Source organism: Agromyces atrinae (assembly GCF_013407835.1).
GTDB classification, from domain to species: Bacteria; Actinomycetota; Actinomycetes; order Actinomycetales; family Microbacteriaceae; genus Agromyces; species Agromyces atrinae.
The window spans coordinates 3,623,838-3,636,181 of record NZ_JACCBI010000001.1 but is presented as its reverse complement, the minus strand read 5'-3'; the positions used below and the strand labels follow the sequence as shown (position 1 = coordinate 3,636,181).

Here is a 12,344-nt window from a genome sequence, read left to right as displayed (position 1 = left end):
GTGGGGGGCACGCGATGTCGGTCGTCACTGTTAGCGTCGGCGATCATGCCGTCGTCGCTCTCGCTCCCCCAGGCCCGCCGTATCGCTCTCGCGGCTCAGGGGTTCGGCCGGCCGAAGCCGGCGTCGACCGGCATCCGTGCGCTCTCGGGCGTCGTCGATCGACTCGGCCTGCTGCAGATCGACTCGGTCAACGTCTTCGAGCGCAGCCACTACCTCCCCCTGCTCAGCCGACTCGGCCACTACGACCGCGGAGATCTCGATCGGCTCACGTACGGGCGCCGCGGGCGCATGATCGAGTCATGGGCGCACCAGGCCGCCTTCGTTCCGCGAGAGGACTGGCCGCTCTTCGCCTTCCGACGCGACGAGTTCCGGGCGCGGGAAGCCGCACCCGATTCGTGGAGCTCGGCGCAGCGCCCCCTCATCGAGTGGCTCCTCGCGGAGGTCGCCGCCCACGGGCCGCTGCGCGCGAGCACGATCGAACACGACGCGAACGAGCGCCGCGGCGCATGGTGGGGCTGGTCCGACGTGAAGATCGCGCTCGAGAAGCTCTGGCTGCAGGGCGACGTCGTCTGCGTCGAGCGCACCCGGTTCGAGCGCGTCTACGCCCTGCCCGAGCAAGTTCTCACTGCGGCGGAGGCCGCCGACGCCCCGGTCGATGAGTCGGTGCAGGCCCTCGTCGAGCACGCCGCTCGCGCATTCGGCGTCGCGACCGAGGCCGATCTCGCCGACTACTTCCGCATGAAGCGCGCGCCGGTGCGGCGAGCGATCGAGAGCCTCGTCGACGACGGTGTGCTCGAACCCGTCACCGTCGACGGGTGGATGACGGGCACGCGCCCCACACCCGCGTGGCTGCACCGTGACGCACGGCGACCACGTCGCATCGATGCGGCGGCACTTCTCTCACCGTTCGACCCCGTCGTGTGGTTCCGCCCGCGGAACGAGCGGCTCTTCGACTTCCACTACCGCATCGAGATCTACACGCCCGAGCCCCAGCGCATCTTCGGCTACTACTCGCTGCCCGTGCTCATCGACGACGACGTCGTCGGACGCATCGATCTGAAGAGTGACCGCAAGGCCGGAGTGCTCCGCGTGCAATCGGCGTGGACCGAGCCGAACGCTCCCGTCGACACGGCCGAACGCATCCTGCCCGCGCTCCGCGAGGCGGCGAGCTGGCAGGGGCTCGACTCGATCACCGTGTCGGAACGCGGAAACCTCACGCCGGCCCTGGCATCGGCGGTGCGCGCCGGGTAGCGACCGCGCCTGACCTAGAAGCTGCCGCCCATGGTGCGCAGGCGCTCGACGCGCTCCGCGATCGGGGGGTGCGTCGCGAAGAGCTTGTCGATCGCGCCCGGCTTCAGCGGGTCGGCGATCCACATGTGGGCCATCGACGAGCTCTGCTTCTGCACCGGGCGGCCGTACGCCTGCAGCTTCTCGAGCGCGCGGGCGAGGGCCTCGGGGTGTCGCGTCGTCATCGCGCCCGTCGCGTCGGCGAGGTACTCGCGCTGACGCGACACGGCGAGCTGCACCATCGTCGCGACGATGGGGGCGACGAGCATCGCGACGAGGCCGATGATCATGACGATCGGGTTGCCGTTGTTGTTACGGCCGAAGAACGCCATGCGCAGGAACATGTCCGAGATGAAGCCGACGGCGACGACGAGTCCGAAGACGATCATCGAGACGCGGATGTCGAGGTTCTTCACGTGACCCAGCTCGTGCGCCATGACGCCTTCGAGCTCCGCGTCATCCATGAGTTCGAGGAGCCCCGTCGTCGCCGCGACGACGGCGTGCTCGGGATCGCGCCCGGTCGCGAACGCATTGGGGGCGGGGTCGGAGATGATGTACACCTTCGGCATCGGCATGCCCGTGGTGATCGAGAGGTTCTCGACGGTGCGCCACAGCCGCGGGTGATCGCGCGAGCTCTCGACGCGGATCGCACCGCTCATCGCGATGGCCTGCTTGTCGGCCATGAAGTACTGGAACAACGCGTACGCCGAAGCGACGACGACCGTGATGACCACGATCGAGATGTTGTTGTAGATGACGCTCGCAAGCCACCCCAACCCACCGATGATGAGCATGAAGAACACGAGGATGAAAAACGTGTTGCGCTTGTTCTTGGCGATTGCGCGATACATGGATGGCCCGTCCGGAGTACGAGGGAGGGCCTCGCCGTCTCGACCGAGGCGAGGGCGAGGCCCGAGGGCGGATGTGAATGCTTAGAACTGCACGCGGGGCGGCTCGGCGATGGCCGCCGGCTCGGTGACCTCGAAGAAGTCGCGCTCGGAGAAGCCGAGGCCGCGCACGAAGAGGGTGTTCGGGAAGACCTTGATCTTGGTGTTCAGCTCGCGCACGCCGCCGTTGTAGAACCGGCGCGACGCCTGGATCTTGTCTTCGGTGTCGACGAGCTCGCCCTGGAGCTGGAGGAAGTTCTGGCTCGCCTGCAGCTGCGGGTAGGCCTCGGCGACCGCGAAGACCGACTTGAGCGCCTGCTGCATGTGGTTCTCAGCGACCGACGCATCGGCCGGGCCCTGGGCCGAGAGCGTCTCGGCGCGGGCACGGGTCACGTTCTCGAAGACCGACTTCTCGTGGGCCGCGTAGCCCTTCACCGCCTCGATGAGGTTCGGGATGAGGTCGGCTCGACGCTTGAGCTGCACCGTGATGTCGCTCCACGCCTCGTCGACGCGCACATTGAGCGTCACGAGCGAGTTGTAGGTCGCCCAGAGGTAGATGCCGACGATCAGGACGAGAACGACGACGATGATGAGCGGGATGAGCCATTCCATGGCGGAAACTCCTTGTGCTGTGTGGGCGCGGCGGTGCACCTCGATTGTATCGAGGGGCCTTCGGTCGCTCAGGCCGTTCCCGGGAGACTCAAAGGAACCCGGCGGGCGTATGCTCGCCTCGTGGGCGCACAGCTCGAGGTCGAGGCCGCCATCGCGATTCGTGATCTGAGGGTCACGCGCGGTCGTTCGCGCGTCATCGACGGGCTCGATCTGACCGTTCCCGCGGGCGCGATCCTCGGCATCCTCGGCCCGAGCGGAAGCGGCAAGACGACGCTCATGCGCTCGATCGTCGGCGCCCAGGTCATCGCTTCCGGCAGCGTCACCGTGCTCGGCCTTCCCGCCGGGTCGCGCGCCTTGCGCTCACGGGTCGCCTACCTCACGCAGCAGGCGAGCGTCTACGACGACCTTTCGGTGCGCCAGAACCTCCGGTACTTCGCGCGGGTCCTCGGAACCGATCGGGATGACGTCGAGCGCGTCATCCGCCGCACGCGCCTCTCTACGGTCGCCGATCGACGCGTCGGAACTCTCTCCGGCGGCCAGGAGCGACGGGTCTCTCTCGCCGCAACCCTCCTCGGCTCCCCCGAGATCCTCGTGCTCGACGAGCCGACGGTCGGACTCGATCCTGTCCTGCGCGTCGAGCTCTGGGAGCTCTTCCGCGAGCTGGCGGACGACGGTCGCACCCTTCTCGTCTCGAGCCACGTCATGGACGAGGCGACACGGTGCGACCGCCTCGTGCTCGTGCGCGACGGCGCGATCATCGCCGATACGACCCCGGCCGGCCTCCTCGCCGAGACGGGAGCCTCCGATGCCGAGGCGGCGTTCCTCACCCTCATCGAACGGCGCGAGTCGTGAACGCCGCGCGCACGCTCGCGACGACCGGGCGCGTCCTGACGCAGGTACGCCACGACCCCCGTACAGTCGCCCTCCTGCTGCTCGTGCCGAGCCTCCTCATCGGGTTGATCGCGTGGATCTTCACCGACACTTCGGTCTTCGCGACGATCGGTCCGGCGATGATCGCCCTGTTCCCCTTTATCGTGATGTTCCTCATCACGAGCATCTCGACGCTGCGCGAGCGCCGGAGCGGCACGCTCGAACGGCTGCTGTCGATGCCGCTCGGCAAGGGCGACTTCCTGCTCGGCTACGGCCTCGCGTTCGGTCTCATCGGTGTCGTACAGACCGCCATCGCGGTGAGCTTCGCCGTGTGGGTCTGCGGCCTCGAGATCAGCGGGCCGCTCGGGCTGCTCTTCGCCGTCGCGATCGCCGATGCTCTGCTCGGAACCGCCCTCGGGCTGCTCGCGAGCGCGTTCGCGCGGTCCGAGTTCCAGGTCGTGCAGTTCATGCCGGCCTTCGTGTTCCCGCAGATCCTCCTCGGCGGCATCTTCCTGCCGCGCGATCAGCTGCCCGCCGTGCTCGAGGCGATCAGCGACTGGCTGCCCCTGAGCTTCGCGATCGACGCCCTCAACGCGGTCGCAGCCGATTCCGAGGATCTGGGGTACGTGCTCACGAAGCTCGGCGTGATTCTCGCGTGGGTCGTCGGCGCGATCGCCGTCGGTTCGATCACCCTGCGGCGACGCACTCGATAAACCGTTTCAACACCGCCGCGAAACGCCCCGTTCGGGGGGTTTGCTGCCCCGAGAAACGCTATGGAACGATTCGGGTACCCCGAACCGCGACCCGGCGGACAACCCGAGAACACGCTTACCCGGAGCAGGAGATCCGGATGACCTGGCATCATGGCGAATTCCGTTCGATCGGAACGTCACTCACTCGCTCCTACCGCTGGCTCGCCGTCGGCCTTGCGGGCGCCGCAATCATGTTGCTCGTCGGAACGGCCGTGTCTTCGGGCATGGCTCAGGCCGCGACAGCCCGCTCACTCGAGGTGCGCGCTCTCGCCGTCGCCGAGAACTCGTCACGGGTCGGAATCGGCGCCACCGGCATCGACCTCGCCGATGCTCGCGGCACGTCCGCCGCCTCGGCAGCGCAGGCCGAGCTCGATCGTGCGTCCTCGCTCCTCGTCGTGAGCGAGGGCAAGGCGCAGGAAGCCTCGCGCACCGCTCTCGCAGCCGGCGTCGCCGACCTCGAGGCGTCCCTCGACGAGCGGAGCGGATCCCTTCACCGCGACGCCGTCCAGACTCTCCGCGAGCTGCAGAAGACCGTGGGTGCCGAGACCCTCGCGTGGGAGGCCGCCGAAGCCGCCCGCATCGCCGCTGAGGCTGCACAGGCCGCCGAGGCCGCGCGCGTCGAGGCCGAGCGCCAGGCCGCAGCCGCGAGCGAAGCCGCATCGAGCTCGTGGACCGAATCCTCCTCGAGCGAGGCGACTCCCGCGGCATCCGCTGCCGCCCCCGCGCCGAGCGCACCCACTCCCCCGGCGAACGACGACTGCGGCCCGTGCCCGGGCGCGACCCTCGTTCCGATCGAGTGGGAAGGCCAGACCTACTGGGGCTGCCCCTAGACGGAGCGAGCTCGCTCGAGCTCGTGCATCACCCCTCGGCCGGGAACGCGTGTGTGGCCCTACCATCCGCGCTCTCGGCCGAGGGGTTTCCGAGCACCCGCCGGAGGTAGGCGTTGGTGAAGAGTCCCGCCGGATCGAGAAGGTCGCGGATCGCCCGGAAGTCGTCGAATCGCGGGTAGATCGAGGCGAGTTCTTCGGCGCCGAGCGAGTGCATCTTGCCCCAGTGCGGCCGGCCGCCGCGACCGAAGAGGATCGCCTCGACCGCCGCGAAGTACTCGCGCTCGTCTTCGCGGTAGTAGCGGTGCACCGCGATGTAGCCCGACTCGCGGCCGTAGGCGGTCGAGAGCCAGTTGTCGTCGGCGGCAGCGGCACGGATCTCGAGCGGGAACGAGATGCGCCACCCGCGCTCGTCGATCAGGGCGCGGATCTCGGCGAGCGCCGCGGGCACCTCGGCGAGCGGGATCGCGTACTCCATCTCCTTGAAGCGCACCGTGCGGTTCGTCACGAACACGTTCGGCGAGAGGTCGGTGAACTCGCGGTTGCCGGTGACGCGATCGACGATCTTCGCGAAGCGGGGGACGATCGCGGGCACGGCGGTGCCGAGAGCGCACGTCGCGCGGTAGAGACCGTTCGCGAGCAGCTCGTCGTCGACCCAGCGGCCGACGCGGCCGAGGGGCTTCAGCGGAGCGTCGGCGGGAAGCCGCGTGTTCGTCTTCGTGAGGGCGCGGTCGGTGTGCGGGAACCAGTAGAACTCGAAGTGGTCGGCGGCGCGAACTCGCTCCTCCCACGCTCCGAGCACCTCGTCGAGCGACTCGGGGCGCTCGACCGCGTGCAGCACATAGGCGGGTACGAGCTGCAGCGTCACCTCGACGACGATGCCGAGCGCTCCGAGCCCGAGGCGGGCGGCGGGCAGCAGTTCGGCGTTCTCCGATTCCGAGACGCGCACGAACTCGCCCGTGCCGTCGACGAGCGTGACCGAGACGATCTGGGTGGCGAGGCCGCCGAAGCCGATCCCCGTGCCGTGCGTGCCGGTCGACGTCGCCCCCGCGATCGACTGGCGATCGATGTCGCCCATGTTCGCGAGCGCGAGCCCGTAGGGGGCGAGGAGAGCGGGAAGCTGATGCAGACGCGTGCCGGCGAGGAACGTCGCTCGCGCGGTGTCGCGGTCGACCGAGAGCAGTCCCGACAGGTCGGTGAGGTCGAGGAGCACGCCGGGGGCCACGGCGATGCCCGTGAAGCTGTGCCCCGCGCCGACCGCTTTGATACCGAGCCCCTGCGCCGCCGCCGCTCGAACCGCGCGTTGAACGGCGGATGGCGTCGCCGGGCGCTCCACGCGAGCCGGGCGAGCCGTCTCGGTGCGCGCCCAGTTGCGCCATGTGCTTCCCGTCGCGGTCACAGGAACGCCTTCCCTTCACCTCGATACGTCGGCAGCTCGCCGATCACGCGGTCACCGTCGACGACCGCGAACGACGCGAGGTGCTCGCTGAGCTCCCCCGACTTGGTGTGACGCAGCCACACGCGATCGCCCGGGCGCAGGAGCCGTGCTGCGTCTCCCGTGACGGGAGTCTGGACCTCTCCCGCACCCTCGCGGCCGACCATCGAGAGGCCCTCGGGCCAGACGATGCGCGGCACCCGATTCGGGCTCGGCGGCCCCGAGGCGATCCAGCCGCCGCCGAGGATCGTCGCGTGCTCGGGCGTGGGGTTCCGCACGACGTCGAGCGCGAAGGCGGCAGCGGGTGCGGGCGTGAAGTGCACGTAGCCGTCGAACAGGTGCCCTCCGAAGAGACCGCTTCCGGCCGCGATCTCCGTCACCGAGTCATCCGCCGCCGTGCTCTCGAGCGAGCCGGTGCCTCCGCCGTTGACGAACTCGAGGTCGGCGTGCTTCCGCACGGCGGCGACGGCGAGGCCGCGGCGCTCGTGCAGTTCGCGCTCCGACCGGCCCTGCATCCACCGGTTGACGGCGCCGTCGAACGGCTTGCCCTCGGGCTGGTTCGTGACACCCGCGATCTGGGCCTCGTACGCCATCACGCCGACGAGCTCGAAGCCGGGCCGCGCGACGATGTACGCCGCGAGGGCGCCGGCATCGTCGGGGTGGTGGATGGGCGAGCGACGCACACCGAGGTGGCCGAGCACGGGCGCGTTCCACGACGCGTCGAGTTCGAGGCACACGCGGATCGTCTCGCGCTCGCCGGGCGGCAGCACCGCGTCGATGAGGTCGAGTTGATCGGGCGAGTCGATCATGAGGGTCACACGCGAGGCGAACTCGGGCGACGTCGCGAGACGGTGGATCGAGCCGCGCTCGGCGGTCGGATAGCCCACGACGATGTCGTCGACGCTGTCGGCGAGCCAGAGCGCCTCGGCGAGCGTGTAGGCGAGCACCCCGCGATAACCCGGTACGGCGAGCAGCGCCTCGAGAGCACCGCGCACACGCAGCGACTTGCTCGCGACGCGGATCGGGCGACCACCGGCCCGCCGCAGCATGTCGTGGGCGTTGTGCCGCAGGGCATCGAGGCTGAGGGCGCCGACGGGCGCGTCGAGGTGCCGGGTGGCCGCGTCGAGCTCACCCCAGTACCGCGCCGGGTCGAGCCACGCGCGATCCGTCGCCGGGGGAAGGAGATCGAGGTTCGTCAACGGACACTCCGAACACGCCAGACGGCCGCGGCGCCGGCGAAGGCGCACAGTGCGGCGAGAACGAAGACGAGGGTGAACGACCCCGTCATGACTACGGCGAGCGCACCGAGGAGCGGGCCGATCGCCTGCGGCACGGCGCTCGCGATATTCATGATGCCGAGGTCCTTCCCGCGCGAGGCGGGATCGGGCAGCACCTGCGTCGCGAGGGCCTGGTCGACCGCGAGGAAGCATCCGTAGCCGAGCCCGAGGAAGCCCGCGGCGACCATCGCCATCGGCAGGCTCGGCACGAACGCGAGGAGGAGCGCGGCGACGCCCTGCAGCGCCGACGCGACGAAGACGAACGCGCGTCGGCGGCCGATGCGGTCGGAGAGCCGCCCGAGCACGAGCGCGGCGATGATCACGAAGACCATATAGACGAGCGTGAGCACGATGAGGTTCTCTTCGGCGTTCGGGTCGTCGAGCTCGAACATGAGGAAGTAGAGCAGGAGGCCCGTTCCGAGCGCGTTGCCGATGTTCACGAGGATGCGGCCGAGGAGCGTCCACCCGAAGTCCGGGTGCTTCCTCGGCGAGATCCAGAGCGAGCCGAGGATGCCGCGAGCGTCGAGTTTCGTCTTCGTGCGCGCATCGAGCGGGATGTCGGGGCGCGTGAGGAAGGGAAGCACGAAGGCGATGAGCAGGACGGCGATGACGGCGTACCCCGCCGCCGGACCGGTGAAGAACTCCGTCACGATGACGAGACCGAGGATCGTGCCGATCGCCTGCGGTGCCGATAGCCATCCCGAGACGAAGCCGCGTTGCCCGATCGGCACCTGGTCGGAGATCGTCGCCGTGAGGGCCGCGGTCATGATGCAGAAGCCCACCATCGCGAGGATCCACCAGAGCGCGATCTGCACGATGTCGGTCGCGAATCCGAGGGCGACGAGCGCACCCGCGAAGACGAGGGCGCCGACCAGGATCCACGGTCGGCGTCGGCCGAAGCGCGACGTCGTGCGGTCGGAGAGCGCGCCCGTCAGGGGGTAGGCGATGATGATCGCGACAGCGGCGAGTCCCGAGATCGCCCCGAAGGCGAAGACGCTCTCCGTCCAGTCATCCGGGTGCAGTTGCGCGTCGATCTGGGCGGGGAGAAGGAGCTGCACCGGGGTCAGCTGCGCCATCCAGATGCCGAGCCACGCGATCGCGAACGTCGAGATCCAGGCTCCCCCGACGCGACGCGTGGGTTCGCTCACCGCGGCGGGTGGCGACGCGGGCGCGGTGCCCGGCGTCGTCACGAGGCAGCCTCGGCGAGGGAGGCGATGGCGTCGGCCGACGCACCGACGATGAGGGCGGATGCCGCCTCGTCCTCGTGGACGAGCCAGTCGATCGTGAGGCCGTCGGTGAACGAGACGAGGAGGCGTGCGACGTCGTCGACGGGGATGCGCCAGCGGCAGTCGTGGAAGCCGGCCGCGGCCTCGAGCGCCGCTCGGGCGAACGCGCGATAGCTCTCGTACTGGCTGCCGGCGAGACCCGCGAGCTCAGGGGTGCGGAGGGAGTGCCACGTCAGTTCGAGCATCGTGAGCTCTTCGCCGGGTTCGCGGCGCACGTGCGAGAGATAGCGCTCGAGACCCGACGCGATCGTGTCGCGGAGCGTCGCGGCCGGCTCGACGTCGGGCAGCACAGCGTGCAACTCGTCATCGACGACGGTGCGGATCACCTCGGCGAGGAACGCATCCCGTGACTCGAAGACGTAGTGGAAGCTCGCGAGCGACATCCCCGCCTCGGCCACGATGGCGCGAGTCGTAGCATGGGAGATGCCGCGGCGCGCGGCTACGCGGAGTGCTGCTGCGACGAGGGCGATGCGGCGCTCGTCGGCGGAGATACGGCGACCCATGGCGCTCCTTCACACCCAACTGGGACGGTCGACCCAGTCGCACCAGTATGCACGATGACCGCTAGCGTTGCACCATGCGACTCGGAGTACTCGACGTGGGGTCGAACACCGTCCATCTGCTCATCGTCGACGCGCACCCCGGCGCCCGCCCGATCCCCGACTCGTCGCACAAATCCGTGCTGCGGCTCATGCGGTACCTGACCGACGACGGTGCGATCAGCGACGACGGCGTCACGGCGATCGTCGATGCCGTTCGCGCGGCCGTGCGGGCCGGCGAAGCCGCGGGCATCGAAGAACTCCTGCCCTTCGCGACGTCGGCGCTCCGCGAGGCGACGAACGGTGCCGCCGTGCTCGCCCTCATCGCCGCCGAGACGGGTGTCGAGCTGCAGGTGCTCTCGGGCATCGACGAGGCGCGCATCACGTTCCTCGCCGTGCGGCGCTGGTACGGCTGGTCGGCGGCCGACATGCTGCTCTTCGACATCGGCGGCGGCTCGCTCGAGATCGCCGCGGGAGGCGACGAGTACCCCGAGGTGGCGCTCTCACTCCCCCTCGGCGCCGGGCGATCGACGATCGGGTTCCTCCACGACGATCCCCCGACGCAGGCTCAGATGGATGCGCTGCGCGAGCACGCGGCATCCGTTCTCGACGATGCGCTGCCCGCGTTCGCGAACCTGCCGCGCGCCGCGCACATCTCGGGCTCGTCGAAGACGATCCGTTCGCTCGCGCGTCTCGCCGGTTCGGTCGTCGACGGCGTCGGGTCGCTCGATCGCACCCTGTTGCGCCGCGCGCAGCTCGACGACTGGATTCCGCGCCTCGCGCGCATCCCCGCCGATGCCCGGCCTGCGCTGCCGGGAATCACGGTCGACCGCACGTTCCAGATCGTCGCGGGCGGCATCGTGCTCACGGAGGCCATGCGCGCCTTCGGTGTGCGCGAGCTCGAGGTCTCGCCGTGGGCCCTCCGCGAGGGCATCCTGCTGCGCTACCTCGACCGCCTGGTCTAGCGTGCCCACGCCCGCAGAGAAGTCTCGGCGTCACGAATGTGCTGTTCGCCGTGCCTGAAGAGCACATTCGTGACGCCGAGACTGGTGCGCGCTTGCGCGCTTCAAGCGTTGTGAGGGTGCCCCCGCTGGGACTCGAACCCAGACTGAAGCGATTTTAAGTCGCCTGCCTCTGCCATTGGGCTACGGGGGCGGGGGCGTCAGGCCCCCACGGTCTCCTTGGCCGGCTTCTCTGCCGGGGCCTTCACTGCGGCCGGTGCCGGAGCGGCGTCGGCTGCGGGCTTCGGTCGCGACGCGAACTCCTCGAACGCGGCACGCGGGTGCTGCGTCGCGGAGAGCGAGACGATGTCGCGTCCGAGCCAGAAGTTGTTCCACCAGCCCCAGAACACGCGGAACTTGCGCTCGAAGCTCGGCATGGCCAGGCCGTGGTAGCCGCGGTGCGCGAACCACGCGACGACACCCTTGATCGCGATCTTGCCCGACTGGAAGACGCCCGAGCCGATGCCGAGACCGGCGACGGCGCCAAGGTTCTTGTGGAAGTACTGACGCGGCTCTTCGCCACGGATGACGGCCACGATGTTCTTCGCGAGCAGCTTGCCCTGACGCACGGCGTGCTGAGCGTTCGGCACGCAGAAGCCGCCGACGCCACCGCCCGAGAGGTCGGGGACGGCCGAGACGTCACCGGCGGCCCAGGCGTCGGCCACGAACTCTTCGTCGGTGCCGACGCGGAGGTCGGGACGCGTACGGATGCGGCCGCGCTCCTCGACGGGGAGGTCGCTGTTGCGGACGATCGTCGGGTTCGCCATGACACCGGCGGTCCAGACGATGAGGTCGGAGTCGAAGGACTCGCCCGTCGAGAGCTCGATGTGACCGTCGACGGCCGACTTGAGCTGCGTGTCGAGGTGCACCTCGGCGCCGCGCTGAGCGAGGTGCTTGAGCACCCAGTGGCTCGTCGGCAGCGAAACCTCGGGCATGATGCGACCCATGGCCTCGATGAGGTGGAAGTGCGTCTCCTCGAAGGAGAGCTGCGGGTAGTACGTGAGGAGCGAGCTCGCGAACGAACGCAGCTCGGCGAAGACCTCGATGCCGGCGAAGCCGCCACCGACGACGACGACGGTGAGCAGGCGCTCACGCTCGGGGCCGGCGGGCAGGCTCGCGGCCTTGTCGAAGTTCGTGAGCATGCGGTCGCGGATCGCGACGGCCTCTTCGATCGTCTTGAGGCCGATGGCGCTGTCGGCGACACCGGGGATCGGGAAGGTGCGCGACACGGCGCCGCCGGTCACGACGATGATGTCGTACGAGAACTCGTACGCCTCGCCGACGGGCGGCGTGATCGTCGCCGTCTTCGACGCGTGGTCGATGTTCGTGACCTTCGCCGTGATGACGTTGGTCTTCTTCAGGTGACGACGCTGCGAAACGACGGCGTGACGCGGTTCGATCGATCCGGCGGCGACCTCGGGGAGGAAGGGCTGGTACGTCATGTACGGCAGCGGGTCGACGACAGTAACCTCGGCCTCGCCGGCACGGAGGTGCTTCTCGAGCTTCCACGCCGTGTAGAAACCGGCGTAGCCGCCACCGACGATGAGAATCTTGGGCACGGTGAATGAACT

At 69.4% G+C, this 12,344-nt stretch carries 12 protein-coding genes and 1 tRNA gene; 5 read left to right on the top strand and 8 right to left on the bottom strand.

The features are described 5' to 3' along the window. Positions 1 to 45 precede the first annotated feature (45 nt). Positions 46 to 1,251 carry a winged helix-turn-helix domain-containing protein gene (locus BJ972_RS16855; protein ID WP_179419960.1) on the top strand — a complete coding sequence of 402 codons (1,206 nt, stop codon included), beginning with the start codon at positions 46 to 48 and terminating at the stop codon, positions 1,249 to 1,251. A 14-nt stretch (positions 1,252 to 1,265) separates the two neighbouring features. On the opposite strand, the gene BJ972_RS16850 is transcribed toward BJ972_RS16855, so the two are convergent. After that, positions 1,266 to 2,138: a M48 family metalloprotease gene (locus tag BJ972_RS16850; protein ID WP_129176037.1), complete on the bottom strand. Its 873-nt coding sequence runs from the start codon at positions 2,136 to 2,138 to the stop codon at positions 1,266 to 1,268. A gap of 81 nt (positions 2,139 to 2,219) precedes the next feature. Next, entirely contained in the window at positions 2,220 to 2,786 is a 567-nt protein-coding gene (locus BJ972_RS16845) for a LemA family protein (protein WP_129176039.1), read from the bottom strand. Positions 2,787 to 2,906: 120 nt separating this feature from the next. Here BJ972_RS16845 and BJ972_RS16840 point away from each other — a divergent pair, with 120 nt between their 5' ends. The 3 genes from BJ972_RS16840 (at position 2,907) to BJ972_RS16830 (ending at position 5,238) form a co-directional block, all read left to right on the top strand. Next, positions 2,907 to 3,638: an ABC transporter ATP-binding protein gene (locus BJ972_RS16840; RefSeq protein WP_129176040.1), complete on the top strand. Its 732-nt coding sequence runs from the start codon at positions 2,907 to 2,909 to the stop codon at positions 3,636 to 3,638. Continuing rightward, positions 3,635 to 4,369 (top strand): ABC transporter permease, encoded by a 735-nt coding sequence (locus BJ972_RS16835; RefSeq protein WP_129176042.1) that lies wholly within the window; start codon positions 3,635 to 3,637, stop codon positions 4,367 to 4,369. The genes BJ972_RS16840 and BJ972_RS16835 overlap by 4 nt, the downstream gene beginning before the upstream one ends. Positions 4,370 to 4,506: 137 nt before the next feature. Continuing rightward, entirely contained in the window at positions 4,507 to 5,238 is a 732-nt protein-coding gene (locus tag BJ972_RS16830) for a hypothetical protein (RefSeq protein ID WP_129176044.1), read from the top strand. 28 nt (positions 5,239 to 5,266) lie between these two features. Here BJ972_RS16830 and BJ972_RS16825 read toward each other — a convergent pair whose 3' ends face one another. The 4 genes from BJ972_RS16825 to BJ972_RS16810 are packed head-to-tail and all read right to left on the bottom strand — an operon-like array spanning position 5,267 to position 9,736. Continuing rightward, positions 5,267 to 6,634, bottom strand: a complete 1,368-nt coding sequence (locus BJ972_RS16825; protein WP_129176046.1) for a D-arabinono-1,4-lactone oxidase — start codon at positions 6,632 to 6,634, stop codon at positions 5,267 to 5,269. Then, on the bottom strand, positions 6,631 to 7,869 hold the full coding sequence (locus BJ972_RS16820; RefSeq protein WP_129176048.1) for an alanine racemase: 1,239 nt from the start codon (positions 7,867 to 7,869) through the stop codon (positions 6,631 to 6,633). The genes BJ972_RS16825 and BJ972_RS16820 overlap by 4 nt, the downstream gene beginning before the upstream one ends. Then, on the bottom strand, positions 7,866 to 9,137 hold the full coding sequence (locus BJ972_RS16815; RefSeq protein WP_241830853.1) for an MFS transporter: 1,272 nt from the start codon (positions 9,135 to 9,137) through the stop codon (positions 7,866 to 7,868). Before BJ972_RS16815 ends, BJ972_RS16820 begins: the two co-directional genes overlap by 4 nt. Next, complete coding sequence (locus BJ972_RS16810) at positions 9,134 to 9,736, bottom strand: TetR/AcrR family transcriptional regulator (protein WP_129176050.1); 603 nt, start codon at positions 9,734 to 9,736, stop codon at positions 9,134 to 9,136. The genes BJ972_RS16815 and BJ972_RS16810 overlap by 4 nt, the downstream gene beginning before the upstream one ends. A 74-nt stretch (positions 9,737 to 9,810) precedes the next feature. Here BJ972_RS16810 and BJ972_RS16805 point away from each other — a divergent pair, with 74 nt between their 5' ends. Beyond that, positions 9,811 to 10,737 (top strand): Ppx/GppA phosphatase family protein, encoded by a 927-nt coding sequence (locus tag BJ972_RS16805; RefSeq protein ID WP_129176052.1) that lies wholly within the window; start codon positions 9,811 to 9,813, stop codon positions 10,735 to 10,737. A 117-nt stretch (positions 10,738 to 10,854) separates the two neighbouring features. Here the strand turns inward: BJ972_RS16805 and BJ972_RS16800 are convergent. Beyond that, positions 10,855 to 10,927, bottom strand: a tRNA-Leu gene (locus BJ972_RS16800). 7 nt (positions 10,928 to 10,934) lie between these two features. After that, positions 10,935 to 12,332 carry an NAD(P)/FAD-dependent oxidoreductase gene (locus tag BJ972_RS16795; RefSeq protein WP_129176054.1) on the bottom strand — a complete coding sequence of 466 codons (1,398 nt, stop codon included), beginning with the start codon at positions 12,330 to 12,332 and terminating at the stop codon, positions 10,935 to 10,937. Positions 12,333 to 12,344 lie beyond the last annotated feature (12 nt).

Excerpts from the sequence above, each read along its gene's own strand:
- BJ972_RS16855 (WP_179419960.1), top strand. The coding sequence starts at position 46 with ATGCCGTCGTCGCTCTCGCTCCCCCAGGCCCGCCGTATCGCTCTCGCG.
- BJ972_RS16850 (WP_129176037.1), bottom strand. The coding sequence starts at position 2,138 with ATGTATCGCGCAATCGCCAAGAACAAGCGCAACACGTTTTTCATCCTC.
- BJ972_RS16845 (WP_129176039.1), bottom strand. The coding sequence starts at position 2,786 with ATGGAATGGCTCATCCCGCTCATCATCGTCGTCGTTCTCGTCCTGATC.
- BJ972_RS16830 (WP_129176044.1), top strand. The coding sequence starts at position 4,507 with ATGACCTGGCATCATGGCGAATTCCGTTCGATCGGAACGTCACTCACT.
- BJ972_RS16810 (WP_129176050.1), bottom strand. The coding sequence starts at position 9,736 with ATGGGTCGCCGTATCTCCGCCGACGAGCGCCGCATCGCCCTCGTCGCA.
- BJ972_RS16805 (WP_129176052.1), top strand. The coding sequence starts at position 9,811 with ATGCGACTCGGAGTACTCGACGTGGGGTCGAACACCGTCCATCTGCTC.